The sequence below is a fragment of the Roseibium algae genome, assembly GCF_037783265.1.
In the GTDB taxonomy this organism is placed as follows: Bacteria; Pseudomonadota; Alphaproteobacteria; order Rhizobiales; family Stappiaceae; genus Roseibium; species Roseibium algae.
The window spans coordinates 718,884-744,772 of sequence record NZ_JBAKIA010000001.1; the positions used below are offsets into that span (position 1 = coordinate 718,884).

Here is a 25,889-nt window from a genome sequence, read left to right on the forward strand (position 1 = left end):
TCAATGGCTTATGCACCAAGTCAGACTAAGCCCCCTGCCTGTCCGGGGATAAAGGCGTCAAAGGCTGCCCAGAACTGGTCGCGGATTTCATCACGCTCCATGAGCAACTCATGCTCTGCGCCAGCGATTTCAAGATACCCAGCAGCTTTCAGACGAGAGACAAGCTCCTCCGTTGCTGGCGTCGAGACAATTCGGTCGTTTCCCGCAGCAATTACAAGACAGGGAAGCGAAACACTTGGGCCGTAGCCGCGCTTTCGAAACGACTGCAAGGCTCCCGCCACCGCATAGAACCAGCCAATTGTGGGTGAACCGATCCCGAGTTCAGGTGACAGCCGCAAAACAGCATTCGCCCGATCAAAGCGCCTTTCATCCGAGGTTTGCCGGTTCCCCTCAAAATCAGCAAACAAGTCGGCTTTTCCACCCGGTAAAAATAGCCGACCCATACCAACCCACTTCAGAATAACAGCCAACCGAAACAGGATTTTTTCTAACCAGCCATTGTCAATAACTCCGGTCAGCGGCGATCCCAAAACAACACGGTCCAACATGGTTCTCAATCTGATAGCATCAGAGAGCAAAATAGCCCCGCCAGTGGAATGCGCCAAAGCAAAATGCGGCCCTGCATATTCAGCAAGTGAAATGCGCTTCAACACCGTGTACAAATCTGTCCGGTATTGGGAGAAATTCCGGATATGGCCTTTTCTGCGGTTGCCCAACAAACGCTCCGACCCGCCCTGCCCGCGCCAATCGAAAGCAATGACCGAAAAACCTCGCTGGCGAAGGTCTTGGATCACTTCAAAATACTTTTCGATGAATTCGGCCCTGCCCTGCAGGATCGTAACCGTTCCCCGCCGAAGCCCCCCGAGCGAGGGCCAATGGGCATACCGGATATCGACACCATCGACCGTTTTGACAAAGCCCGAAACGCTGCCTTCCGGGACAGGATTTTCTGGATGGTCTATCAAGGTCATGCGCAAGGTCCCAAAACTCTATCACACCTTGATACTCGGGGCATCAACTCGCCACAACCAGAAACGGCAGCTGTCCCACATGACAGCTACCGTGCTGACACTCAAAATTCGATAATCCTACCAGCGGTAACCATTGTTATTTCTGTAGTGAACCCTGTGCTTACGCAGGATTTGTCCGGACCGGGAATCAACGATGAGACGCATCGGCTTGCCGCGCCATCCCTTGGCACGGACCACATAGACAGGGCCGCGCTCATCCAGGATACGGATCCTATGGAACCCTTGGTCACGTAGGCTCCTGCGTACCTGACGCGGCCCCATACGGTAGGTTTCACGGGCACCGTGACCGGGACGCATGTATCCGCCACGATGTCCACGTTGCCAGTCACGCCGATGTTCCTGAGCGCGACGCCCTTCATGGCGATAATCCACATCTACGATCAGTGATGAGCCTGTTTCCACCTGCTGCTGCAACTGACGTGGCGCTGCCTGTGCCGAAGCGGCAAGGCCAACAACGATAAGAGCTGCTGCAATCGGCGCGCTCATGATTTTAATAGAGATGTTCATGCCTGGTCTCCTCGATCCTCTTCACCAGCACCTCGCTGGTGTTGACGAGACTTTGCCCTCCATCGCTTGAACCAAACCGGAAGCATTCGTTCATCAGATGTTCAGCTAGGTATGTAGAGTTCGATCCGTTACAGATCGACCAGCGCATGATTTTTAAAGGTCAAAACCTTAGTCAAGCTTCTCTATAGTAAGACGGGCCATTACATGGCGGTCAGAATTATCTACATATACCTGCAGATAAACCCCTTCGACGTCTCGACCAGCCTGATATAATAGCATGATCTGTGTATATGTTTGAAATGTTAGAATGGCATCAAGCAGGCTGGGCGCCATGTTCGCAGTCGAAACCGTGCCAAGGGTTCGTGATCGCGACTGACCTCACCTGATGGCATAGCTGGCATTTGGCCTTGAGCGGGTAGAGACACGACCATCCGTGTCGAGCGTTTGATCAAAATAGGTGATTACCGAAACACCTGAAATGCGATAGGTGCTCGCATGTAGAGACACCAGACCTGTTGCAGGATCCAGTGCGATCACCTTGCCGATTTGAGCCGATACTCGGTTCAGGACACGGTCAGATTGGGACCATTCCATTCAATGGAATATATCGCGCCATCAAAATATGCGGTCAAATGGCGAGTCAGCCAGCCTCTTGAAAGAAGAATTCAACGCCACCATCTGAAGTCAAGCGGGTGCCAATCGGGCCCGTTACATGCTCTCAGTCTCGCCAATACGGGAGACATGAAAGCCAGACCATATGCGTTGCTCAAAAAGAGGACTAAACACATGCGTCATGTAGATTTTTCACCACTGTACCGTTCGACCGTGGGCTTTGACCGGCTATTTTCCATGATCGACTCTGCAAACTCAGAAGCGCCGAGTTATCCGCCCTACAACATCGAGCGGACAGACGAAAACGCCTATCGGATCTCAATGGCTGTGGCAGGCTTTGCTGAATCCGACTTGACCCTTGAGGCCAAGGAACATTTGCTGACGATCAAAGGCGAGAAGCCCGACGAAAGCGAAGGTCGCGACATTCTTTATCGCGGCATTGCTTCACGCGCATTCGAGCGCCGTTTTCAGATTGCTGAATACGTCCGTGTGGGCGGTGCGCATCTAAAAAATGGCCTTCTGCACATTGATCTGGTCCGCGAACTTCCAGAAGCCATGAAGCCGAGAAAAATCGAAATCGGCACCGGCTCAGACTCCGGCAAAAGTTCGACGAAACAAATCGAAACCCAGGCTCACTAGAACAAGACTGAAACTGAGCTAAAATAGATAGTTGAAGCGCCCGGTCACACACCGGGCGCCTTTTAGTTCAGACAGCAAGCCCTCAAACTTTTAGCAGTTCCAGGAAACAATCAACGTCAGCTGCCTGGGTGGCAAAGCTTGTGACCAAACGCAGACAGACTTCATTTTCCGAAGGTGCCATATCATCTGGCAGGCCATTCGCAGGCCAATCATAAAAAAGAGCGCCTGCGTCCTGAAGTCTTTTAACGGTGTCTTTTGGCAAAATCGGAAACACTTCATTTGCTTCGACCGGCCAGGCAGTACGCCCGCCTGAAGCACGAATTCCCTGAGCAAGCCGCAGTGCCATGTTATTGGACTGCGCCGCCGTCTCCAGCCATGCATCGTCCTCAAAATACCCCTCCAGCTGAGCAGCAACAAATCGGCTCTTGGAGAAAAGGTGTCCGGCACGCTTTCGAAAATACTCGAAGCCCAGCGCTTTCTTCGGGTCAAAAAACACAACAACTTCGGCACACCAACAGCCATTTTTGGTCGCGCCGAACGACAGAACATCCACCCCTGCCTTCCAGGTCATATCAGCAGGCGTACAGCCCAATGAGACCAAAGCATTGGCAAAGCGCGCACCATCCATATGGAGCGGCACGCCACGCTCATCCGCTACAGCTTTGATCTGCCGGATCTCTTCCAAAGTGTAGAGTGTACCGCATTCGGTCGGCTGGGTGATGGAAACGCTGGCAACCTGTCCGTGATGAACCACGCCATCTGGAAAAGCTGACATGGCCTCGCGAAGTGCCTCTGCCGTGATCTTGCCTGCTGCGCCTGAAACAGAAACCAGCTTGCCACCGCTGGTCAGAAACTCAGGAGCACCGCATTCATCGACCTGGATGTGCGCATCCCTGTGGCAAAAAATGGCACCTCCGGGCTTCGCAAAGGCGGACAAGGCCAAAGAATTTGCAGCGGACCCGGTGCTGACGAAAAAAACGGTAACTTCAGTTTCAAAGATCTCAGAAAATCTGGCTGAAATATCTTCCGTGAGAGGGTCAGTTCCATAGGCTGGGGCAAGCCCCGTCGAATGGCGGTTCAGGGCAGCCATCACCGGCGCCGTTGCTCCCGCCCAATTGTCACTTGAAAAGTTCATGCCCCGGTTTAACCAGCTCGCTCAAACCGGGGCAAGATGCATTCTTCAATAATAGCGTTCACGCTTGCGATAATAAGAGCCCAAAAGCGCATCAAGCGAGACAAGCCCAGGCCCTTTCAGCATTGGCACCAACAGGACGAAAACCCACATCAAGCGCTGATCCGCAATCAATCCACTCGGGTTGCCATCAAACAGCGCGCCAATGGTCGCAGCTTCCACGTGATGTCCGGTGATATCCACATAGCTCATCACCACCACAAAGCAGATCATGCCAAGGCTGGCGGCACGAGTGAACAACCCAATGGTCACCAAAACAGGCAAGATGAATTCACTCCAGGTCCCCAGCAAGACAATCAACCCATATGGGAAAAACGCAATCTGACTACTATCATAGCTGACCTGCTCCATCAGCCTTGGCAGAATTTGAGCGTAAGCACCGTCACTTGGTGACAAAAAGCCCAAAAACCCGCTGCCGATTTTAGTCAGTCCAGAATTGATAAAATAGACCAGCAATACGCTCGCAAAAACAAAGCGTGCGGCGAGCCCTAGGAACCAGCCATTGGTCAAACGCTCAAGCGTTCCAAAGACCGAATGATAAAGACCGACCAGTAAACTGATAAGCGTGCTCATATTACCCCCATTGTGCTCTCGGTATCCAAAATCATACCAACGCGATTTCACTATAATAAAGTCCGGAACACCCCAAGAGATAGAAAATCAGTAAGGGTGTCCGACAAGACAAATTCATGGTCCGTAGCACTTGTTTCCTCAGCGGCAACGCCAAGCGTGGCCCCTGACATTAGCTTCTCCAAGAACAAAGCCCCCCCGGAGCGCAATCTCATCAGCTCAACATCCAGATGCGGTCGCGTCACAAGGACGCTCTGCCCGTCAGAAAAATCGATTTCCACTTGCGCTTCACCGAGTGCGAATCGATTCGCCGCCACCAACGACCATACCGGCCAAGACGACTGAACGATGAAAACTGCAGGATGAACAGCAAAAACCATTGCGCCCAGATCTTTCGGTGCGACCGCAGCCAGTTCAGACGGATCGAGCGGCGCTGCGTCCTGAGAATGATAGGCTTGAAGCCAGGCCCATTCCACACGCGCCACATCGGACAAGTAGGGATAAGGTGCCAGCGGTTTGAAACACTCGACAAAGGCTGGAAATTCATCTCCGTACCAGATCAGTACGGGGGAGGTGGGAGGATGAGCAACGACAAAGTCTCTGGCCAGCGCCTTGAAATACTCTTCGCCAAGCATGTGCTGCACGGCCGGAAAGGTCTGTTCCAGTGCCTCGATCAAGCTTGAAATGACGTTATTACGATAAACGCCAAACCGCTTGGGCGCAGGATTTCCGTCCGGCCCTACAATACCTGTCGGCGTGGGCAAGGAAGCATCCAGCAAAGCATCGCCAAAACCCGGGAACGATGCCGCTTCATGAGCACGATCAACCGGCAAGTCGTGCCTCCCCGCCCTGTCCACCTTCAGCACGTACGGACCCAACAGCCTCTTTTAGGCTGTGTACTCTCGCTAGAATGCGATTGGCAGCTTCTGCTTCGGCCAAGAGGATCGGCCAGTCCGGCACATCATTGTCCCATTCAATCAGGGTCGGCAGCTCACCGTGACTCGCGATCACCTTTTCATAAAGCCGCCAAACGGCTTCATCAACTTCCCGATCATGAGCATCAATCAACAGCGGGCGGCCTTCATCATCTTCATCGCATGCATGACCACCAAGATGTAATTCGCCCACTGCATGCATCGGAAAAGCATCCAGATAATCTTCCGCGGATTGCTGATGATTGACGCAAGACACATACACATTGTTGACGTCCAGCAGCAGACCACAGCCGGTGCGATCAACCACAGCTGACAAGAACTCAAGTTCACTCAAAGTGCTCTGCTCGAAAGCAACATATGTCGATGGATTTTCCAGCAGCATTCTGCGGCCCATGACCTCTTGAACCTGGTCAATGTGGCTGCAAACCCTCTCCAGGGTTGGCTCATCATAGGGCACCGGCAAAAGATCATTGAAGTAGGTTGTGTCGTGGGTCGACCAAGCCAAATGCTCTGAAAACAGGCCGGGTTCATATCTCTCATTAAGTATCTTGAAGCGTTGAAGGTGCTCCTTATCAAGCGGCCTTTCAGCCCCAATGGACAACCCAACACCGTGTAATGAAATCGGATAATCTTGCCGTATCGCCTCAAGCTGGCGATGAGGAACGCCGCCAGCACCCATATAATTCTCTGCGTGCACCTCGAAAAACGCGATCTCCGGTTGCTCCTCCAAAATGATGGAGACATGCTCTGCTTTAAGACCAGCACCGGCCCTCGGTTGGATCACAGAAACGTTTCTGGCAGCAGAAACCTTGGAATAGATCGACTGTGCCATGAAACGTTTCCCAATCTCTTTTATAGAAAGCCTGCATTATGACACTTAGGGGTCAAGCTTTCGGAACATCGCGCTCAAGCGCTGTCAAAGACCCTTTGCGATCACCGGGAACATCCATGGAGACGCATGTTCCCTTTGGAACCAAGGTCCAGGCATTGCCCTGATAATCAATAGTCGACGTTCCAGCGCATGTGGTGCCCGCACCAGCCTTGCAATCGTTCTTGCCCTTAAGTGAAACACCATAGCATTTCTCTTTAGCTTGGGCATTAGCAGCCGTTGGCGCAGCAACGCCAGCGAGGGCTGTTGCGACAGCACCTGCAACAATTGCAGCAGTCATGGCCTTTTTTTGCATCTAAATTCTCCGTCTTGGAACAAAATTACTGGTGCGTGACATTTCTATTTCATGCTCACCGCAGGAAAAAAATGACCTCTTATCCGATCAATGGGAAATCAAACGACCGTGACCGCAAAAAGAACGGAAACAAGCCGCACGACCAAGGTGCGCAACATTCTTTCTCAACACCCCACTTACACCGACCAAGATGAACGAATAAACATCAAGGGCGAAACAAAACTAATTTTAGAGTATATAAACTTACTTGCTCCGGAACGTGAAATCTGGCATGTTCGCGCCGCTCGCAATAGGACAGGAACACTGTCCCTTTCGTCGGACTTGAATTTCTTTGGCAAAAATTGGTCAAGTTATTCAGCGTTACAGACCGGGCAGACCAACGGATTGTCACGATTAGACAATCAAGATGCGAATGACGGTAAAACGACCGGGCATTCGGCAGCGAAATACATCCGCTGCGTCAATTAAAACGGTTCGCTTGAGGACAGCGAAACGTTGGATATTTCGACAGAGCCGAGGCGAGATGCCAGGGTCGTCGCACGAGCCGCGTCCGGACAGGAGCGCGACCCGACTGTGGCCCGACGCTTTCGCAACGGCATACTGGATAACGGTGAGGGCGCACATGATAAACACGGATCTGACGACAGGCACAGCCATGCAGGCAGATGGACTTGATGCGGAAAAAACTGTCGCAACAAAGTCCTCCCTGGCAACACGATTGAGCGCAGCCGCAGCCAATGGCCTCTACAATCCATTGCGCGAGCATGATGCCTGTGGTGTTGGATTTGTATCCCACCTTAAAGGTGTGAAATCTCATCGTGTCATCGCTGATGGTCTTCAGGTTCTGGAAAATCTGACACACCGTGGCGCTGTCGGTGCTGACCCATTGATGGGCGACGGCGCTGGCATGCTGACTCAAATCCCTCATGACTTCTTCACTGAGGAACTCGCAGCCCAAGGCATTAAACTGCCAAAGCAGGGTGACTACGGGGTTGGCTTTATCTTCCTCCCACAGGATGAAGACCTTCGGTCAAAATGCGAGAAAATCGTCGAACGCATCATCGATGCTGAAGGCCAAAGCCTGATCGGCTGGCGCGACGTACCTGTCGACAACTCCTCCCTGTCAAAGGCCCCTGACATTGCGGCTACCGAGCCCGTATCACGTCAGGTTTTCATCAAACGAGCTGAGAACGAAGACGAAGCGGCCTTCGAACGCCGTCTTTTCGTGCTGCGCAAAGTAATTTCAAACACCGTGCGCACGGAGACCAATGCCGTCGACAACGGCTTCTACATCGTCTCGATGTCGAGCCGTACCATCGTCTATAAAGGCATGTTCCTCGCGTACCAGCTTGGTGCTTATTATAATGACCTGAAAGATGCGCGCTTCGTTTCCGCTCTGGCGCTCGTCCATCAGCGTTTCTCTACGAACACTTTCCCGTCATGGGACTTGTCGCACCCATACCGCATGGTTGCGCACAACGGTGAGATCAACACGCTGCGCGGCAACGTCAACTGGATGGCTGCACGACAGGCGTCTGTATCGTCTCCTCTGTTTGGCGACGACATCAATAAGCTTTGGCCTATTTCTTATGAGGGACAATCAGATACAGCCTGTTTCGACAACGCGCTTGAGCTTCTCGTCATGGGCGGCTATTCGCTAGCTCATGCGGCGATGATGCTGATCCCGGAAGCCTGGGCCGGCAATCCGCTGATGGACGAAAACCGTCGTTCCTTCTACGAATATCACGCAGCGATCATGGAACCTTGGGACGGCCCGGCAGCTGTTGCTTTCACAGACGGTCGCCAGATCGGTGCAACACTAGACAGAAACGGCCTACGTCCTGCCCGCTACATCGTCACCGATGAAGACTTCGTCATCATGTCATCAGAGGTCGGCGTCCTGCCGGTTGCTGAAGAGCGCATCGTGCGCAAATGGCGTCTACAGCCAGGCAAGATGCTGCTGATCGATCTGGAGCAGGGCCGTATTGTCTCCGACGACGAGATCAAACGCGAGCTGTCGACGGCCAACCCGTATAAGGACTGGCTGCATCGCTCCCAGATCTTCCTGGAAGACATGCCGGAAGTCCGCGATCGCGCTCCGGTGGCCGGGGAGAGCTTGCTCGATCGGCAGCAAGCTTTTGGTTATAGCCAGGAAGATATCAAACTCCTGATGACGCCAATGGCGACCATTGGCCAGGAAGCTATCGGATCCATGGGGACCGATACGCCCATTTCTGCGCTCTCCGACAAGTCAAAGACGCTTTACACATATTTCAAGCAGAACTTCGCGCAGGTTACCAACCCGCCGATTGATCCGATTCGCGAAGAACTGGTGATGAGCCTGGTCTCTTTCATCGGCCCGCGTCCAAACCTGTTTGACCTAAAAGGCCTGTCAACCTCCAAACGTCTGGAAGTTCGCCAGCCGATCCTCACCAATGAGGATCTAGAGAAAATCCGGGCCATCGGCGAAATCGCAGACAATCAGTTCTCGGCAAAAACTCTCGACATCACCTACTCTGCCGAACGCGGCGCAGAAGGAATGGAAGCAGCCGTCAAAGAACTCTGCAAGCGCGCAGAAAAAGCAGTCCGCGATGGTGACAACATCATCATTCTGTCGGATAGGCAGATCAGCCGGACCCGCATTGCCGTACCAGCACTGCTAGCAACCGCAGCCGTTCATCATCACTTGATCCGCAAGGGATTGCGCACATCTGTCGGTCTCGTTGTTGAAACTGGTGAAGCCCGCGAAATTCATCATTTCTGCGTATTGGCTGGTTTCGGAGCAGAGGCGATCAATCCTTACCTCGCCTTCGAAACACTGCTGTCTATGCATGCTGAATTGGAGTTCCCTGAGGAAGTGGACGCCGGTGAAGTGGTATCGCGCTACATCAAGTCTATCGACAAGGGCATTTTGAAGGTGATGTCCAAGATGGGCATCTCGACCTATCAGTCCTATTGTGGTGCACAGATCTTCGATGCAGTCGGTCTCTCCAGCGAGCTGATCAAAAAATACTTTACAGGAACATCAACAACCATAGAAGGCGTCGGCTTTGCCGAAATCGCCACCGAAACCGTTCAACGCCACGCTGAAGCCTTTGGCGACGTCGCCATCTTGCGTCGGACACTGGAAGTTGGCGGCGATTACGCCTATCGCATGCGCGGCGAAAGCCACATGTGGACGCCGGATTCCATCGCAGTCCTTCAACATGCAGTTCGCTCAAAGCTTCCGGACATGTACAGGGAATTTGCAAATCAGGTAAATGAGGAAAGCGGTCGTTTTGCCATCCGCGGTATGTTCCGCATCAAAAGTGCCGATGAGATTGGCCACAAGCCAATCGACCTGTCTGAAGTCGAATCTGCAGAGAATATCGTGAAGCGCTTTGTGACCGGGGCCATGTCCTACGGCTCGATATCTCGCGAAGCACATTCCTCGCTGGCAATCGCGATGAACGCCATTGGTGGCAAATCCAACACAGGTGAAGGCGGCGAAGAGCCAGAGCGCTTCAAGCCTCTTCCAGATGGATCCAGCAATCCGCAGCGTTCCGCGATCAAGCAGGTTGCTTCGGGCCGTTTCGGTGTCACCACAGAATATCTGGTCAACGCCGACATGATCCAGATCAAAGTCGCGCAAGGTGCAAAGCCAGGTGAAGGTGGACAGCTTCCGGGCCACAAAGTCGATGCCGTAATCGCTAAGGTGCGTCATTCGACACAAGGCGTTGGACTGATTTCACCGCCGCCGCACCACGACATCTATTCGATCGAAGATCTTGCTCAGCTGATCTATGATCTGAAAAACGTCAATCCCGCTGCAGACATCTCCGTGAAGCTCGTGTCCGAGGTTGGCGTTGGCACGGTTGCGGCAGGCGTTGCAAAGGCTCGCGCCGATCACATCACCGTATCCGGATATGATGGCGGAACAGGCGCATCGCCGCTCACTTCACTGAAACATGCTGGCAGCCCTTGGGAAATCGGCCTCGCCGAAACCCAACAGACGCTGGTGCTTAACGGGCTTCGTTCCCGTATAGCACTGCAGGTAGACGGTGGGCTTCGCACTGGCAGAGACGTTCTGGTTGGCGCGCTTTTGGGAGCTGACGAATTTGCTTTCTCAACTGCCCCATTGATTGCAGCGGGCTGCCTAATGATGCGCAAGTGTCATCTCAATACCTGTCCGGTCGGCATCGCGACCCAGGATCCCGTCTTACGCAAGCGCTTCAAGGGAACTCCGGAGCACGTCATCAATTACTTCTTCTTCGTAGCTGAAGAATTACGGGAACTGATGGCAGCGCTTGGTGTAGCCAAGCTTAATGATCTTGTTGGACGCTCCGATTTCCTCGACAAGAAAACAGCAATCAGTCACTGGAAAGCACAAGGCCTCGACTTCAGCCGGATCTTCTACCAGCCAGAAGCTGAGCCGGAAGAAACACGCTGGACCAAGCGCCAGGAGCATCCTATTAATGATATTCTTGATCGCCGCCTGATCGCAGCAGCAAAGCCTGCACTCGACTCCAAAGAGCCGACCATCGTTACGGAAACCATCTGCTCGGTCGATAGATCTGTTGGTGCGATGCTTTCTGGCGAAATCGCCAAGCGTTACGGTAGCAAGGGATTGCGGGACGACACGCTCAAGATCCAGCTTAAGGGAACAGCAGGCCAGGCCTTTGGTGCTTTCGTTGCCAAAGGTGTGACGATGGATCTTGAAGGCGACGCCAACGATTATGTCGGCAAAGGCCTTTCAGGTGGACGCCTCATCGTTCGGCCTCCCGCAAATACGCGGATCGTTCCCGAAGATTCGATCATTGTTGGCAACACCGTTCTTTATGGTGCAACGACCGGCGAATGTTACTTCCGGGGCGTGGCTGGTGAGCGTTTCGCTGTCCGCAACTCCGGTGCTCTAGCCGTCGTCGAAGGTGTCGGCGATCATGGCTGTGAATATATGACCGGCGGTGTAATCGTCGTGATTGGCCAAACCGGACGCAATTTTGCAGCAGGCATGTCCGGTGGGATCGCCTATGTTCTCGATGAGGAAGGCAACTTCCGCAGCCGCTGTAATCTGGCGATGGTAGAACTCGAGCCCGTTTCGGAAGAAGACGATCTGCTCGAAAAACTGCATCACCATGGCGGAGACATCGAGCATAAGGGACGCGTTGACATCACATGCGACATGACCCGACATGATGATGAACGTCTAAGACAGATGCTGGCCAAACATATACATTACACTGGATCGACACGGGCACAGACGATCCTTGACGAATGGGAGACATACCGTCCGAAGTTCGTGAAAGTCATGCCACTCGAATACCGCCGTGCCCTCCGCGAAATGGAGGAAAAACGGCTCGGCATGGTGGCGGCGGAATAACGCCGAAATCTGGATACTGAACCGGCTCTCGGGTGCCACGGCACCCGGTTGAGGCCGACAATGTGACAAGAGTTTTTGAGGAGGTCGCCTTGGGCAAGGTAACTGGGTTTTTGGAAATTGATCGGCAGGAACAGAAATACGCACCTGCATCAGACCGCATTCGCCACTTTCGGGAATTCACTATTCCTCTGGCCGAAAACGAAGTTCAACGTCAGGCGGCCCGCTGCATGGATTGCGGCATTCCGTTCTGTCATGGACCGACAGGCTGCCCGGTCCATAACCAGATACCTGACTGGAACGATCTGGTTCATTCAGGCGATTGGGAACTGGCCATCCGTAACTTGCATTCGACCAACAACTTCCCAGAATTCACAGGCCGCATCTGCCCTGCACCTTGCGAGGAAGCCTGCACCCTGAATCTGGAAGACGTGCCGGTCAATATCAAGTCCGTCGAGCAGGCCATTGCCGACAAGGGTTGGAGCCAGGGCTGGATCGTGCCCGAACCAGCAACCACGAAGACAGGCCGTGCAGTTGCTGTTGTCGGCTCTGGACCAGCTGGCATGGCCGCAGCGCAGCAACTCGCACGTGCTGGGCATACCGTTCATGTCTATGAGCGCGAGCCAAAAGCCGGTGGTCTCCTGCGGTATGGCATTCCAGACTTCAAAATGGAAAAGCACTACATCGACCGCCGCGTTGAACAGATGGAAGCCGAAGGCGTGACATTCCATTATGGCGTTGATGTTGGCACATCAGTTTCGATTGAAGAGCTGGCAGAACGTCATGACGCTGTGGTTCTATGCGCTGGTTCCGAGCGTCCACGCGACCCTGGTGTCGGCGGAATGGAACTCGAAGGTTGCCATTGGGCGATGCCTTACCTAGTGCAGCAAAACCGGCGTGTTGGCGGTGAGCCTGAGGTAAGCCCAACGGGCGACGAGGCTCCTATCTGGGCAGCAGGCAAACATGTGGTCGTGATCGGCGGTGGCGATACCGCATCCGATTGCGTCGGCACAGCCTTCCGCCAGGGCGCGCTCTCCGTGACCCAACTTGATATCCGTCCTATCCCGCCGCTGATGGAAGACAAACTGACTGTATGGCCATACTGGCCAACGAAATTCCGTACGTCTTCGTCACAAGCTGAAGGCGCAGAGCGGGAGTTTTCAGCCGCAACGCTGGCGCTCGTTGGAGAAGATGGTCACGTCACCGGCGTAAAATGTGCGCGCGTTGATGAAAAGCGCCGCCCAATTGAAGGCACAGAGTTCATCCTTCGCGCAGATCTCGTTCTGGCAGCAATTGGCTTTTCAGGCCCGCGCCTGGACACATACATTTCACAGGCTGGCGAAGCTCTGGAGCTTGATGGCCGGACCAATGTCAAAGCTGATACAGACAGCTACAAGACAAGCATCGACAAGGTCTTTGCCGCAGGCGACGTGCGTCGAGGTCAGTCCTTGGTTGTCTGGGCAATTCGCGAAGGCCGTCAGGCTGCCCGGTCTGTCGATACATTCCTGACCGGCAGCACGAACCTGCCACTATGATCTGTTAGAATTCATGCAAAAAGGGCTGCCGACCGGCAGCCCTTTTTTATCAAAAGCAGACAACAACTCCCGATTATACGTTCTTCAAAAACCGCCAGCCCCATTGGCCAACGGCACTGAATCTACACGCCCCGGCATGGGTGGAAGCGGCTCGCCTTTTACAAAGAACCGATAGGCAGAGGTCTCAACCTCAGGCGTTGAAGTTGCCCCATCCTCACCCAAAAGCTCATCCTCCGGCGAGGTCGTCCGCCCCGTCAGAACGATAAAATTCGGGTCATCCTCGACACCCTCGAAGGCAAGCCCACCATAGCCACCAAGGATGCGCGACAGCTGACGCTCGACGAAGAAAGCAAGCTTCCGATAGCCAGTCCAAGTAAAGCCGACCTTATCTGACGTCCGCAAGCGTCGATTCTTGCCCTCGACGTCCGGTCCGTAGGACGTATATTCACCCGTATCAGACAAGAAAATCTCCCAAACGTCGACAAAATGCCCGCGTTCTCCGTCGCTTTTCGCGCGAAAAACCTCATTCATCTGAAGGAAATCAACGTTTGTGGTCTCTGAACCCGTTGGTGCCAGGCCGACCCAAACCAAAGGCTTTCTTTCCTGCCGGATCGCAGTAACAAGCTGAGCAACCTTGATGTTATACTCTTCCCACCACGCACTTGTCGCGAATTCAACAGGAGGCTTGCCTGGGAACTGCGCTCCAAGGTCTTCCTTCCCCATCATAACAACAACCGCTTTGACGTTATCACCCCGGATGCGAGCAAGAACCTTCGCGCTCCAATCAGGAGCGACAAAACCGGCCAAGCCTTGACCTTCCTCAAGAATGGTCTCAATCCGAACCATCGGTTTATCCGCCAGAGTAAATGTCAAGCCTTCGGCGACACCGCGAGCCATCCGGTCGCCTACAACCAGGACGACCCCCGCATCAGGATCCTTCGGTTCTGCAATAAAACGCGGAACGTTATCACGCGGCCTGTTTGCCTTGACAGTGTTCTGTTGACGCCGAGTATTATGGCTTTTGCGGGGCTTGTTCACTCCGAAAAGCTTCAACAGAGGGCTCAGCGGATTGAAGTTCTTCGAAGTCCCGGGAGCTGGCCGAATAACCCCACCCGAGCTCTGCGCCAGAGCATCCGTTGCATGACCTCCGAACATACCCAAAACGCATAGGACAAGCGCTCCGATCAAAAATCGGCACGTTTTTCTGCCGTGAACATAACTTGTCGAAGTCGGCACTCGAACTTTTTCCTGCAACAATGCTTGAGCACCAAGTCTAGCCGTCCATCTTGATCCGTGCCAGCAAAACAATAGATGCATAGCCGTCAGGTATCAGCCCACGTGCCCGCTGGTACGCACGAATGCCGCGCCGGGTCGCCGGTCCAACACGGCCGTCAGCAGTACCCACATTAAACCCGCGTCGATTAAGCTCAGATTGCAATTCGGCCGTTTCTGATCTGGACAACGGCAGATATTCCCGCGACCAGTCACCCGCAAGACCTCCACCACCGATAATTCGGTCTGACAGGTGCCCCACTGCCAATGCATAAGCGGTTGCATTATTATAGCGCTTGATCACGTAGAAATTTCGCAACATCAAGAAAGCTGGGCCGCTGGCCCCTGCCGGCATGACCAGGATTGCATTGTCACTCGGACGCGGGAACCCTCGACCGTTGGCTCGGCGCACCCCTTGTTTGGTCCAGCCACTGAGGGTGAGCTTTGTGTCGTCATTGGCAAGGCGGTAGTCAAATGAGCGCGGAAGGACGACTTCATAGCCCCAGGTTTTGCCAGTCTGCCAGCCGTGTTTTTTCAAATAGTAAGCCGTTGAAGCCAATGCATCTGGAATGGATGTCCAGATATCGCGACGACCATCCCCGTCGTAATCGACGGCATAAGCTTCCCAGCTGGTCGGCATGAATTGAGTGTGACCCATAGCCCCCGCCCATGAACCTTCCATGTTTTCAAACCGGACATGGCCTGCCTGAACAATGGAAAGGGCCTTGAGCAATTCCTTGCGCCAAAAGCTTTTCCGGCGAGGAGCAGCATACGCAAGCGTTGCCAATGCTCGGATCACGTTGTGCTTACCCATGAAGCCACCGTAATTGGTCTCCATCCCCCAAATTGCAAGAACGGCCTCACGATCAACCCCATAACGCGATTCGACCTGACGCAATACGGGCTCGTATTCTTTCAAGAGTTCACGGCCACGGGCAACGCGCGCTTCCGAAACAGCGCTGTCAAGATAGTCCCACACAGGTTTGACGAACTCAGATTGCTTCGCCATCAAGCGCAATGTGTCCGGGTCAGGATCCATCCCACGAAAAACTCGTTTGTATGTTTGCGAGGAAATACCTGCAGCTGTGGCCTTCGAGCGAAAATCTGCAATGAAACGATCAAACCCGGCGTCGGCAGATGCCGCGCCAGTAGATGAGAATAGGCCAGCAATGACAAGCAAAACCGCAATGAACGCATGATTGCTTTTCATAAGCGGCATGGCCTCAAATCCTTTTGTATTCATACAGACCTCCCTGCGTCACCCTGTTTCAACTTAAGAAATACAGCGTCCAAAAACCCTGAAATCTTCTATTGTCAAAACCATGTAAGCGACCATGTTCATTTTGCTCGTCGTTTTAGGCATTAAAAGCACTTTCCCCATTCAGACTGATCACATTTCTATCAAAACTGAACGGAAACGCTCTAGTGACGGAACCTGAGCCCAGCCTCGATAGAGTTTTGGCTGTAGTCAGAAACCTCATCTGAACCTGTGAATTTCCGATAATTATACCGTGTCTGAAGCGCGATATTTTGAGTAAGCGCGTAGGTAAGACCAACGAGACCCGTGAGGGTTTCCTCCTCAATTGAGGCCCCCTGATAGGTCCGGTAGCTGTACCCTATCCCGGTTTCACCGACGATCCTGTCGCTGAACTCATGAGCCAGCCGAAGATCGCCTGAATAGATGATTGAGCCAGAAGCCCCGTCTATGTCCGTTGCCTCAAAGCTGGTGCCCAAGCCGCCTGTAATCGTCGTCAAACGTGTCGGAGACCAGACCAGAGACGCATCAACGATAAGTCCCTGTAGATTCTCCAGTCGTTCATCCTCCAGATCTTCGATCCGCCAGCCAGCCCCGACTTCGCCGCTCAGTTTTGAGCCGGTTGCAATCGCGACGCCGCCGCGCAGCTGATAACCATTCGCATTCCGATCTTCGCACAATGCATCACTGCAGGAGTTATCATAACGCCGAACCAGAAGTGAGCCTTCCGTAAAGGGAGAAAAGGTCGCCCCCGTATTGGTATCAAGACGCAGGTTTACTGAATAAAGCGTATTATCACGCGCGCTCGAAGGCGTTCCTGCATCACCGGCCGTATAGATGTTCCGGTCCAGCGCACCGCGAAGCGTAACGCCGACCAGTCCAGCATCACGCGTCACACCAAGGCTTGTCGACAGCTGATGTACATCATCATTCCCGCCGCTGCTTTCAGCGCTGGAATTATCCTCGCGCGAATACGTATAGGCCGCGGACCCATTGACTGTGGTCAGGCTGTTCAGGTCGAGCCTCAATGCAGTGGAAGCTGTCAGGCTAGGATTATCATCGCTTCTCTGATCCGGATAACCGACATAAGTCCCGCGAAGAGCGAAATCGAGTTGATGCCGGGACCAATTGGATGTCGCCGTAATGTTTGGCGAAATCCGGTAAAGTTGACCAGAAGTGCCGGATTGCGTTTGGGCCGTATTATCAGTCCACCCCCCAGTAATGGTGATCTCCGGTAAAATCGTGAACCTGCCAAGGCGAAGGCCGCTGGCTTGGTCAAAGTTTGTATCGCCCCCAAAAACACCATCATCTTGGACTGCACCGCTTGCCGACTGAACACCTCGAACAGCAGCAATGCGGTCAGCGAACGGACGTGCGGGCACGACCCTCCCGGCGGTTCCCAAACCTGTCGAATCGTCTTCAGCAATGGCAGCATTGATCGCTGCATCCGCTGCCGCTGTGTCCGAGCCAGCGCCGTTTCCAGCAGAATTGTCCGGGCTCTCTGCAGAATTTGCCACGGCGCTCAAAGTATCCTCGTCAGAAAAAGACACACCCCCGCGTAGATCTGATGACAGATCTTGTGCGACAGCCATGGTGCAGGAAAGCACTAGAAAACTGACAAGAAAGGGAAGTTGACGCAGCATGAATGACCAATTTGGCAAGGCTTTTTATCACAGCCTCAAAGTGACCCAGCATGGTTAATTCTTCGTTGATTTTAACGAATTGAGAACCCAAATCCCGAGTACTGCCAAGATGCCAATTGAGGTGCGTATATCAACTTGCACCTTCACAAAGGGTGGCATAGACATGGAAGATAGGGGCGAAGTTTAGAGTCAGGATTAGAAATGCTAGAAACTTCCAAGGCTTCGGAAGAAGTTTCACAAGCTCAAGACACACGATTTTTGACGTCTGCGGAACGCACGCTGGAAACAGAAATCGCGGGCCTGAGTGCATTACGCACCGCATTGCAAAACGGATTGTCTGCACCATTTCGTGACGCAGCAGATCTGATCTCAAAGATCTCCGGCCGTGTGATCATTTCAGGAATTGGCAAAAGCGGCCATATCGGCGTGAAACTCGCCGCGACTCTTGCCTCCACCGGCACGCCCTCTTTCTTTGTCCATGCTGCTGAGGCAAGCCATGGCGATCTGGGCATGGTGACCGCTAATGATGCTGTCATAGCCCTGTCCTGGTCCGGAGAGACCCAGGAACTGGCGAGCATCGTTGCCTTTACGCGCAGATTCAAGGTTCCGCTCATAGCGATAACCTCAAGGGCCAACAGCACTCTTGGAAAAGCCTCCGATATCGTCCTTGAAATGCCGATCGTAACAGAAGCCTGCCCGCACGGGCTTGCTCCCACTACATCTGCACTTGTCCAGATGGCGACGGGGGATGCTCTTGCCATAGCCTTGCTGGAGAACAGGGGATTTACCGCTCAGGATTTCAGGGTTTTCCATCCTGGCGGCCGCCTTGGGGCAAATCTCAAGACAGCACGAGATATAATGCACGGCGGAGATACAATCCCGCTCGCAAAAATCGGATTGCCAATGCGCAATGCCATTGTTCTGATGTCTCAGAAAGGCTTTGGAGTTTTGGGGGTAACCGATGAACTGCACCGCCTTGTCGGTATCATTACAGATGGCGATCTACGCCGACACATAAGCACAGACTTCCTGGATAAACCGGTCGAAGACATCATGACAAAGGCTCCGAAGACCATTGACCCTTCAATGCTGTCGGGAAGCGTGCTTGAAATGATCAACTCATCCGGAATAACAACCGTTTTTGTCGTTGAGGATAGTCGGCCTGTAGGCATTATCCATCTGCATGATTTGCTGCGCATCGGTGCAGCCTAAGCTCGCCACCCCCTAGTCACGAAAAGTTTTTCAACCTCAAACCCATTTGTATGGGCTCAGTTAGGAATTGATTAGCCTTACTGCCACTACAGTAACTATCAAATTGTAATGGGCGAACTGCCCGCAGTGTTTGGTGTGCGTAATGGATCTGGCAACGCTAATCGGAATGATCGGTGCCTTCGGCATTGTTATCACCGCTATCTTTCTTGGCGGTAGTATTAGCCAATTTATAGATGTCCCCTCAATGCTGATCGTGATCGGCGGCGGACTTCTGGCAACACTGATACGCTTTCAATTATCCGACGTTGGCTCTGCTTTTGGGACGGGCTTCAAAGTGGCTCTCGCAGGGAAGAGCATAAGCCCGAGAGATTTGATTTCCGAGATCACCAACCTGGGTGAGGTCGTCCGCAAATCTGGCCCACTTGGTCTTGAAAACGTTGATGTCTCGGACACAGTGTTGGCAAAAGGCGTTCAGTATATTGCCGATGGCTATGAACTGGATTTCATCCGAGAATCTATGGAACGTGAACGTGATCTGCAGCTTACCCGATTGGCTGAGGGAAAACGTGTTTTCAAGGCTCTTGGCGATTCTGCTCCAGCGTTCGGAATGATCGGGACCCTGGTTGGCTTGGTTCAGATGTTGGCGAATATGGATGACCCTGCAGCCATTGGCCCTTCTATGGCGATCGCCCTTCTGACCACACTCTATGGAGCGTTGATTTCCAACATCATCTGCCTTCCGCTTTGCGAGAAGCTGGATGCCAAGTTCGACGTAGATGAGTTGAACCAAACCCTGATCATCGATGGAGTACTTCAAATACGTGAATCCAAAAGCCCTGCCCTGATTCAGGAAATGCTGATCGCCTATCTGCCTGACAAGCATCGTGCAGCCCTACTCGAAGCCGCATAACCAGCGCACACAAGGAAAAGCGGACCGATGGCGAGAAAAAAACCACAAGGCGGAGGCGGCGCACCCGATTGGCTCGTGACGTTTGCCGACTTGATGTCTCTGCTTGTTTGCTTTTTCGTTCTCATCATCTCCTTCTCGATTCAGGACAAGGAAAAACTGCAAGTTGTTGCAGGCTCCATGAAGGAAGCATTCGGCGTAAAAGACACATCGAAGCGCACCGGCATCATGGAGGTCCAGGGCATTCCAATCCGGGACTACATGAAGGACGTCAGCCAAAGGCCACAAGAACTTGATTCTGACTTTGCTCAGGAAAGCCACGACATGCAAAGTCAGCAGGGGCCTGAAGCGAACACACACGATACTGTGGAAGCCGAAATCGAGAAGCCACGTCAATTTGCCACGGCCGCAGCCTCGCTTCGCCAAGCTTGGCAGGAAATGCCTGAAATAACAGAAATTTCAAGCAACATCATTTTTGAGGAAACGGAAGAAGGTCTCAACATCCTCCTGATTGATCAGGACGGCCGATCAATGTTCCGCGAAGGCTCCAAATACCCATACGAAACCACCCGGCGATTGCTGGCAAAAATGGCGCCTATTTTGTCTCAAATGCCAAACCGTATTGAAATCACTGGGCATACAACGAGTGGCAGACAGTCTCCAGACCCATCATACACGGGTTGGGATCTGTCAACCGAACGCGCGAATGTCGCGAGGCAGATCCTGAATGAATACGGCGTACCGGATGACCAGTTCTCTGCGGTGATTGGGAAAGCCGACAGTGAACCTATGTTCCCGAACGACCCCTATCTGGCCGCCAACCGTCGAATTGGGATCCTTCTTATGGCAGAAGCACCGCCAATTCCACCTGGCCACAAACTGTAAATCAAAAACCGCTGTTGTCCCAAGCCTCACTTAGCTGCAAAACAGCTAAGTCGGCAGTTCTATATCCTCTGCCTCGGCGGCTTCGACAGCCAACCGTGCACCATGGACCCCGGTAACCCGAACCCTTGTGCCCGTGGGCAGGTCAGGACCGACAACCCGCCAGACAGTATCGTCAATAGACAACTTTCCAGTGCCTTCAGACAGGGGAGCCATGAGAACAAAGACGCGCCCGACGTAACGACTACCGCGCCGGTTCAAACCTATATCGCCCTTCTCCGAAGACAATCGCGACATAAGAAAGCGCCCAACAACAAGGCATACAATGGAAAGAACCAGGAAAATGACGAGCGCCGTCTGCCAATGAAGCTCCACGAACAATGCCAGTGTTCCCACCAAAATGGCAGACACCCCGAACCAAAGAAATACCGCGCCGGGTGCAAGTATTTCAAGACCAAGCAGCAACAGCCCGAGTATCCACCAGTTCCAGGGCCCAAGTTCCAAAAACAGGCGTTCGATGAGACTCAAGTGTCATCTCCCTGACCGTTACCCGTGTCAGGCACCCGGCTCGGCTTGGATGTATTTTTATCGCCGCTACCGAATGCCTCCTTGGCAATTTCTCCGATACCGCTAAGAGAACCAAGCAAAGCCGTTGACTCCATTGGCAAGATGAGAGTTTTCTGGTTCCGTGATGTGGCTAGTTCCCGAAATGCTTCGACGTATTTGGTGGCAACAAAATAGTTGATCGCCTGGACATCACCAGCGGAGATGGCATCGCTCACCAATGTGGTCGCCTTTGCCTCAGCCTCGGCCTCCCGCTCGCGTGCTTCAGAATCCCGATAAGCAGATTCCCGCCGTCCTTCAGCTTGCAGGATAAGCGCCTGCTTTTCGCCCTCGGCCTTCAAGATCTCCGACTGGCGCTTGCCTTCTGCCTCCAGAATGGAAGCGCGCTTTTCACGCTCGGCCTTCATCTGACGGCCCATCGCTTCCACCAGGTCCTTGGGCGGGTTGATATCCTTGATTTCGATGCGTGTGATCTTGATGCCCCATGGCTCAGCCGCCGCGTCGACAACATTGAGCAACCGGCCATTGATTTCATCACGGTTTGACAGCAGCTGATCCAGATCCATCGACCCCATGACTGAGCGGATGTTGGTCATTGTCAAATTAAGGACTGCGTTTTGCAGGCCAAGGACTTCGTAAGCAGCTCGCGCCGCATCAATCACCTGATAAAATGTTATTCCATCGGCCGTCACCGTCGCGTTGTCTCGTGTGATCACTTCCTGTGACGGCACATCCAGCACCTGCTCCATCATGTTCAGCTTGTGACCGATACGGTCGATAAAGGGAACAATGAAGTTAAGGCCAGGAGACAGTGTCTTACGGTATTTGCCGAAACGCTCAATTGTATAATTATACCCTTGTGGGATGGTCTTCACACCGGAAACAACGACAAGAATGACCAGGGCCAGAACAACCAGAAGCACGATATCGAAACCGAAAAATTCCTGAGGCATAAAGTGCTCCACAAAGCAGGATGATGGGACGGAGAGTATGCGTCGCTTTGCGACCAGGTTCTACCCCGCTGCGTCAACCTTAACAAAAAGGGGAGCCAAAGGCTCCCCATTTATAATATCAAAAACTGGACGGTATGAATATTAAAGCCAGCCGCTAAGTTCCTGCCGAACAATGTGCTCCAGCACTTCCATTCCGAGATCGCTGTCGTTCAGGCAAGGAATATGCGTGAAATTTTCACCGCCATTTTCCTCGAAGATCTCTCCAGCCTCACCCGCGATTTCTTCCAGCGTTTCAAGACAGTCCGCTACAAACCCGGGGTTCATGACTGCGATATTTTTCACACCGTCTTTGGCCAACTGTTCAACGGTCTTATCCGTATAAGGCTGTAACCATTCTTCGGGCCCAAAGCGCGACTGGAAGGTCAACCTGAGCTGCTTGTCATCCCAGCCCATAACCTCGCGCATCAGCCGCGTGGTCTTGTGGCAATGGCAATGATAAGGGTCCCCACGCCGAAAGTAAGACTGAGGAATACCGTGGTAGGATGTCAGAACCATTTCAGGTTTGAAGTCCAGCTCGTCCAGATGCTGCTTAACAGACTTGGCAAGAGCTTTCACATAAACCGGGTCATCATGGTAAGGTGGAACTGTGCGGATCGCTGGTTGCCAGCGCATATCAAGTAACGCCCTGCAGACTTCATCATTCACAGTCGCAGTCGTTGCAGCAGAATATTGCGGATACAGCGGGAAGATCAGAATCCGATCGCACCCATCAGCCTTGAGTGCCTCCAGACGTGAACGAATTGACGGATTGCCATAGCGCATCGCCCAATCGATCTGAACACGACCTCCATGATCGCCAATGATTTCCAGCAACTTGTCAGACTGACTGCGAGTGATCGTGCGAAGCGGAGACTCGTCTTTCTCGTGATTCCAGATCTCCTCATACGCCTTGCCGGATTTGCCAGGCCGCGTCATGAGAATAATGCCGTATAGGATCGGATACCAAAGAGCCCTTGGCCATTCGATCACACGTTTGTCAGACAGGAACTCACGAAGATACCGGCGCATTGGCCAATAACTTGTCGCGTCAGGCGTTCCTAGGTTCACCATGAGCACGCCGATCTTACCAGTTTTCACCGGAGGATGGTCATCAGGAAGGTGAACCTGCCGCATTTCGGCAGCCTGCTGGACGGACACGGGTGTTTTGGATTGAGAGGTCATAGAACTTCCGATGAAGTCGGCTTAATCACTGGGCGACTTAAGACAGGAACATTGAGACGGGTAATTGCTTTACCAGTTGGGCAAAATTATTACGCCACGCTTCAGCTTTTAGATCACAATGGTTCTAAATTAAAGCACCACCTGTCATCCACCCGCCCGATCATTTGACCGACACGTAGTCTCGATCTCAAGCGCTCAACCATAGTCCCGCTCATCACTGATAACTTTTCCGTCATTCGGCAAGCTGCCCGGAGAGACCAATTCAACAATGCCTTTGATTTTCGTGACTTCACGCAAGTTTTGAGCAATCCGCTCGGCCAAGCCCCCATCATCGCTCACATTGGTTTCTACCATCAATGTCATCGCGTCGCTCTCGCCCAAGCGGCCAACAGTCAGACGCGCCTTGATGATTTCATCATGACGGCCAACAATGTCAGCAATCTGCGCTGGATCAATGAACATGCCCTTGACCTTGGTACGCTGATCCGCCCGTCCCATCCAACCAGCAATCCGCATGTTGGTACGACCACAGTTTGATTGTCCCGTAAGAACGGCAGAAAGGTCGCCTGTTCCAAAGCGGATCAGGGGATAGGTCTTGTTGAAGCAGGTCACTACCAACTCGCCAACTTCTCCTTGAGCAACCACCTTTCCCGTTCCAGGACGCACGATTTCAACGATGTAGTCTTCGTTGACAATCATGCCCTCGGGAGAAGAACTCTCATATGCGATCACGCCCAGATCAGCCGTGGCATAGCACTGAGCCACAGAAATACCTTTGGACTGGTATTCATCCCGCAGAGACGGGAACAAGGCACCACCAGACACAAGTGCGCGCTTTATGGATGATACATCGCGCCCCTGTTGCGCACCACGGTCGAGCAAAACCTTCAAGTAATCCGGTGTCCCGATAAAGCCAGTCGGTCGGAGGGTTTCAATTGCTTCGATCTGCAGGTCTGTGTTTCCAACACCCGCTGGAAATACCGTGCAACCAAGCTCACGTGCCCCATGATCAAGGATAAACCCGCCTGGCGTCAGATGGTATGAAAAGGCATTGAAAACAATATCGCCTTTCCGGAACCCAGCAGCGAACAGCGCCCTCGCCCCATTCCAGGGATCACTGCCACGGGCCTGAGGCTCCCATATGGGTCCAGGAGACATGAAGACACGCTCCACGCCTTCAAGACTTCCAGCAAGAAATCCGCCAAAGGGAGGCGCGGCCTTTTGCCGGTTCATCAGCTCCGATTTGCGTAAAACAGGCAGTGACGCCAAAGCCGAACGACTGTTGATTGAGCCCAGATCAAGCCCGCCCAAATGCGCAGCCCAACCTGGAGCCCCTGCCACTGCATGGGCAAGAAACTCCGGTAAATTGGCAAAAAGATGCTCTTCGCGCTGATCCGGTGTCACCCGCTCGCGCGCATCAAACGTATCGTCGGTCATGATTCCGTCTCCGCCTTGCTGCATTTCTTCAGGGTCTGATTTTAAATCAGCTCCTAGGCCAACCAGCGCTTTCTTCTTTTGTAGTGCTTTACATCGCGGAAAGATTTCCGTCCCTCTCCGCCAACGCCAAGGTAGAACTCCTTCACGTCTTCATTTTCTCGGAGCGCTGCGGCGTCACCATCAAGAACAATACGGCCTGATTCCATGATGTAGCCGTAGGTCGCATATCTCAGGGCAACATTGGTGTTCTGCTCGGCGAGCAGGAACGACACCCCCTCTTGATCATTCAACTGTTTCACGATCTCGAAAATTTCTTCCACCAGCTGTGGCGCCAATCCCATGGAGGGCTCATCGAGAAGAATCATTTTTGGCCGACTCATCAAAGCCCGGCCAATCGCACACATTTGCTGCTCGCCGCCGGAGGTGTAACCTGCCTGGCTTTGTCGGCGCTCGCGCAACCGCGGAAAATAATTATAGACCATTTCCAGATCAGCACGGATGGCAGCTGCGCCGTCTTTGCGCGTGTAAGCACCGGTCAGAAGGTTTTCCTCAATCGAAAGGTGGCCAAAACAATGCCGGCCTTCCATCACCTGGATGCAACCGCGCCGGACCAGTTCGTTTGGTGACAAGGATTGAACTTCCTCGCCCTCAAAAACAATCTTGCCCTTGGTCACGTCGCCGCGTTCAGCGCCAAGCAAGTTCGAGATCGCTTTCAATGTTGTCGTCTTGCCCGCGCCATTGGCTCCGAGCAAAGCCACAATGCCCCCCTTGGGAATTGTCAGAGACACACCCTTCAAAACAAGGATCACGTGGTCGTAGATCACTTCGATGTTGTTCACCGACAGGATCGTTTCGCTCTGCCCGAGAGCAGAGGTGGCTTCAGTATGTACAGTCATCTCTGGGGTCGACATTTTCAATACTCTCCGAAAGAGCCCCGCCGCAAAATGCGGCGGGACATTTGACCCGTTCAGGCCATGCCAGC

General features: G+C 53.2%; 23 protein-coding genes. 7 read left to right on the plus strand and 16 right to left on the minus strand.

Features of this window, described 5'->3' with window-relative positions:
• Positions 1-20: 20 nt before the first annotated feature.
• The 3 genes from V6575_RS03305 to V6575_RS03315 form a co-directional block, all read right to left on the minus strand.
• Entirely contained in the window at positions 21-971 is a 951-nt protein-coding gene (locus V6575_RS03305) for an alpha/beta fold hydrolase (RefSeq protein ID WP_340272616.1), read from the minus strand.
• A gap of 117 nt (positions 972-1,088) precedes the next feature.
• Complete coding sequence (locus V6575_RS03310; protein WP_340272617.1) at positions 1,089-1,538, minus strand: hypothetical protein; 450 nt, start codon at positions 1,536-1,538, stop codon at positions 1,089-1,091.
• A gap of 378 nt (positions 1,539-1,916) precedes the next feature.
• Positions 1,917-2,132, minus strand: a complete 216-nt coding sequence (locus V6575_RS03315) for a hypothetical protein (protein ID WP_340272618.1) — start codon at positions 2,130-2,132, stop codon at positions 1,917-1,919.
• A gap of 192 nt (positions 2,133-2,324) precedes the next feature.
• Here V6575_RS03315 and V6575_RS03320 point away from each other — a divergent pair, with 192 nt between their 5' ends.
• A complete protein-coding gene (locus V6575_RS03320; protein WP_340272620.1) occupies positions 2,325-2,789 on the plus strand; it encodes an Hsp20 family protein in 465 nt (154 codons plus the stop codon).
• A gap of 82 nt (positions 2,790-2,871) precedes the next feature.
• On the opposite strand, the gene V6575_RS03325 is transcribed toward V6575_RS03320, so the two are convergent.
• From V6575_RS03325 to V6575_RS03345, 5 genes are read right to left on the minus strand one after another with little or no spacing between them, the layout of a single operon-like run.
• Positions 2,872-3,924, minus strand: coding sequence for a threonine aldolase family protein (locus V6575_RS03325; RefSeq protein ID WP_340272621.1), 1,053 nt, complete (start codon positions 3,922-3,924; stop codon positions 2,872-2,874).
• 45 nt (positions 3,925-3,969) lie between these two features.
• Positions 3,970-4,554: a DoxX family protein gene (locus tag V6575_RS03330; protein WP_340272622.1), complete on the minus strand. Its 585-nt coding sequence runs from the start codon at positions 4,552-4,554 to the stop codon at positions 3,970-3,972.
• Positions 4,555-4,604: 50 nt separating this feature from the next.
• The gene (locus tag V6575_RS03335; RefSeq protein ID WP_340272624.1) at positions 4,605-5,384 is read right to left on the minus strand and encodes an HvfC/BufC N-terminal domain-containing protein; all 780 of its coding nucleotides are present in this window, start codon (positions 5,382-5,384) and stop codon (positions 4,605-4,607) included.
• Complete coding sequence (gene bufB / locus V6575_RS03340) at positions 5,374-6,318, minus strand: MNIO family bufferin maturase (protein ID WP_340272625.1); 945 nt, start codon at positions 6,316-6,318, stop codon at positions 5,374-5,376. The genes V6575_RS03335 and bufB overlap by 11 nt, the downstream gene beginning before the upstream one ends.
• Positions 6,319-6,370: 52 nt before the next feature.
• Positions 6,371-6,670, minus strand: coding sequence for a BufA1 family periplasmic bufferin-type metallophore (locus V6575_RS03345; RefSeq protein WP_340272627.1), 300 nt, complete (start codon positions 6,668-6,670; stop codon positions 6,371-6,373).
• Between the two features lie 108 nt (positions 6,671-6,778).
• Between V6575_RS03345 and V6575_RS03350 the strand changes: the two genes are divergently transcribed.
• The 3 genes from V6575_RS03350 (at position 6,779) to V6575_RS03360 (ending at position 13,561) form a co-directional block, all read left to right on the plus strand.
• Positions 6,779-7,138 (plus strand): hypothetical protein, encoded by a 360-nt coding sequence (locus V6575_RS03350; RefSeq protein WP_340272628.1) that lies wholly within the window; start codon positions 6,779-6,781, stop codon positions 7,136-7,138.
• A 154-nt stretch (positions 7,139-7,292) separates the two neighbouring features.
• On the plus strand, positions 7,293-12,029 hold the full coding sequence (gene gltB, locus V6575_RS03355; protein ID WP_340272629.1) for a glutamate synthase large subunit: 4,737 nt from the start codon (positions 7,293-7,295) through the stop codon (positions 12,027-12,029).
• 89 nt (positions 12,030-12,118) lie between these two features.
• A complete protein-coding gene (locus V6575_RS03360) occupies positions 12,119-13,561 on the plus strand; it encodes a glutamate synthase subunit beta (RefSeq protein WP_340272630.1) in 1,443 nt (480 codons plus the stop codon).
• 84 nt (positions 13,562-13,645) lie between these two features.
• On the opposite strand, the gene V6575_RS03365 is transcribed toward V6575_RS03360, so the two are convergent.
• The 3 genes from V6575_RS03365 to V6575_RS03375 all read right to left on the minus strand — a co-directional run bounded on the left by V6575_RS03365 (position 13,646) and on the right by V6575_RS03375 (position 17,731).
• Positions 13,646-14,797, minus strand: coding sequence for an SGNH/GDSL hydrolase family protein (locus V6575_RS03365; RefSeq protein WP_340272631.1), 1,152 nt, complete (start codon positions 14,795-14,797; stop codon positions 13,646-13,648).
• 37 nt (positions 14,798-14,834) lie between these two features.
• A complete protein-coding gene (locus tag V6575_RS03370) occupies positions 14,835-16,076 on the minus strand; it encodes a lytic murein transglycosylase (RefSeq protein ID WP_340272632.1) in 1,242 nt (413 codons plus the stop codon).
• Between the two features lie 179 nt (positions 16,077-16,255).
• A complete protein-coding gene (locus V6575_RS03375; protein WP_340272633.1) occupies positions 16,256-17,731 on the minus strand; it encodes an outer membrane beta-barrel protein in 1,476 nt (491 codons plus the stop codon).
• Positions 17,732-17,932: 201 nt separating this feature from the next.
• Between V6575_RS03375 and V6575_RS03380 the strand changes: the two genes are divergently transcribed.
• From V6575_RS03380 to V6575_RS03390, 3 genes are all read left to right on the plus strand, one after another.
• Positions 17,933-18,943 (plus strand): KpsF/GutQ family sugar-phosphate isomerase, encoded by a 1,011-nt coding sequence (locus tag V6575_RS03380; protein WP_340272634.1) that lies wholly within the window; start codon positions 17,933-17,935, stop codon positions 18,941-18,943.
• 142 nt (positions 18,944-19,085) lie between these two features.
• The gene (locus V6575_RS03385) at positions 19,086-19,853 is read left to right on the plus strand and encodes a motility protein A (protein WP_340272635.1); all 768 of its coding nucleotides are present in this window, start codon (positions 19,086-19,088) and stop codon (positions 19,851-19,853) included.
• A 27-nt stretch (positions 19,854-19,880) separates the two neighbouring features.
• Positions 19,881-20,735, plus strand: a complete 855-nt coding sequence (locus V6575_RS03390) for a flagellar motor protein MotB (protein ID WP_340272636.1) — start codon at positions 19,881-19,883, stop codon at positions 20,733-20,735.
• 45 nt (positions 20,736-20,780) lie between these two features.
• Here the strand turns inward: V6575_RS03390 and V6575_RS03395 are convergent, their stop codons facing one another.
• From V6575_RS03395 to V6575_RS03415, 5 genes are all read right to left on the minus strand, one after another.
• Positions 20,781-21,260, minus strand: coding sequence for an NfeD family protein (locus V6575_RS03395; protein ID WP_340272637.1), 480 nt, complete (start codon positions 21,258-21,260; stop codon positions 20,781-20,783).
• Entirely contained in the window at positions 21,257-22,249 is a 993-nt protein-coding gene (locus tag V6575_RS03400) for an SPFH domain-containing protein (RefSeq protein WP_340272638.1), read from the minus strand. The genes V6575_RS03395 and V6575_RS03400 overlap by 4 nt, the downstream gene beginning before the upstream one ends.
• 141 nt (positions 22,250-22,390) lie before the next feature.
• Positions 22,391-23,422 (minus strand): ferrochelatase, encoded by a 1,032-nt coding sequence (hemH, locus tag V6575_RS03405; RefSeq protein WP_340272724.1) that lies wholly within the window; start codon positions 23,420-23,422, stop codon positions 22,391-22,393.
• A gap of 243 nt (positions 23,423-23,665) precedes the next feature.
• Positions 23,666-24,907, minus strand: a complete 1,242-nt coding sequence (locus tag V6575_RS03410; RefSeq protein ID WP_340272639.1) for a phenylacetate--CoA ligase family protein — start codon at positions 24,905-24,907, stop codon at positions 23,666-23,668.
• A gap of 53 nt (positions 24,908-24,960) precedes the next feature.
• Positions 24,961-25,818 carry an ABC transporter ATP-binding protein gene (locus V6575_RS03415; protein WP_422785506.1) on the minus strand — a complete coding sequence of 286 codons (858 nt, stop codon included), beginning with the start codon at positions 25,816-25,818 and terminating at the stop codon, positions 24,961-24,963.
• Positions 25,819-25,889: the final 71 nt, after the last annotated feature.

What these genes read in the sequence shown, in the direction of transcription:
- V6575_RS03385 (WP_340272635.1), top strand. Translation starts at nt 19,086, where the DNA reads ATGGATCTGGCAACGCTAATCGGAATGATCGGTGCCTTCGGCATTGTT.
- V6575_RS03325 (WP_340272621.1), bottom strand. Translation starts at nt 3,924, where the DNA reads ATGAACTTTTCAAGTGACAATTGGGCGGGAGCAACGGCGCCGGTGATG.
- V6575_RS03320 (WP_340272620.1), top strand. Translation starts at nt 2,325, where the DNA reads ATGCGTCATGTAGATTTTTCACCACTGTACCGTTCGACCGTGGGCTTT.
- V6575_RS03330 (WP_340272622.1), bottom strand. Translation starts at nt 4,554, where the DNA reads ATGAGCACGCTTATCAGTTTACTGGTCGGTCTTTATCATTCGGTCTTT.
- V6575_RS03415 (WP_422785506.1), bottom strand. Translation starts at nt 25,818, where the DNA reads ATGTCGACCCCAGAGATGACTGTACATACTGAAGCCACCTCTGCTCTC.
- V6575_RS03305 (WP_340272616.1), bottom strand. Translation starts at nt 971, where the DNA reads ATGACCTTGATAGACCATCCAGAAAATCCTGTCCCGGAAGGCAGCGTT.
- bufB (WP_340272625.1), bottom strand. Translation starts at nt 6,318, where the DNA reads ATGGCACAGTCGATCTATTCCAAGGTTTCTGCTGCCAGAAACGTTTCT.
- gltB (WP_340272629.1), top strand. Translation starts at nt 7,293, where the DNA reads ATGATAAACACGGATCTGACGACAGGCACAGCCATGCAGGCAGATGGA.
- V6575_RS03380 (WP_340272634.1), top strand. Translation starts at nt 17,933, where the DNA reads ATGCTAGAAACTTCCAAGGCTTCGGAAGAAGTTTCACAAGCTCAAGAC.
- V6575_RS03370 (WP_340272632.1), bottom strand. Translation starts at nt 16,076, where the DNA reads ATGAATACAAAAGGATTTGAGGCCATGCCGCTTATGAAAAGCAATCAT.
- V6575_RS03375 (WP_340272633.1), bottom strand. Translation starts at nt 17,731, where the DNA reads ATGCTGCGTCAACTTCCCTTTCTTGTCAGTTTTCTAGTGCTTTCCTGC.
- V6575_RS03345 (WP_340272627.1), bottom strand. Translation starts at nt 6,670, where the DNA reads ATGCAAAAAAAGGCCATGACTGCTGCAATTGTTGCAGGTGCTGTCGCA.
- V6575_RS03410 (WP_340272639.1), bottom strand. Translation starts at nt 24,907, where the DNA reads ATGACCGACGATACGTTTGATGCGCGCGAGCGGGTGACACCGGATCAG.
- hemH (WP_340272724.1), bottom strand. Translation starts at nt 23,422, where the DNA reads ATGCGGCAGGTTCACCTTCCTGATGACCATCCTCCGGTGAAAACTGGT.
- V6575_RS03390 (WP_340272636.1), top strand. Translation starts at nt 19,881, where the DNA reads ATGGCGAGAAAAAAACCACAAGGCGGAGGCGGCGCACCCGATTGGCTC.
- V6575_RS03310 (WP_340272617.1), bottom strand. Translation starts at nt 1,538, where the DNA reads ATGAACATCTCTATTAAAATCATGAGCGCGCCGATTGCAGCAGCTCTT.
- V6575_RS03400 (WP_340272638.1), bottom strand. Translation starts at nt 22,249, where the DNA reads ATGCCTCAGGAATTTTTCGGTTTCGATATCGTGCTTCTGGTTGTTCTG.
- V6575_RS03315 (WP_340272618.1), bottom strand. Translation starts at nt 2,132, where the DNA reads ATGGAATGGTCCCAATCTGACCGTGTCCTGAACCGAGTATCGGCTCAA.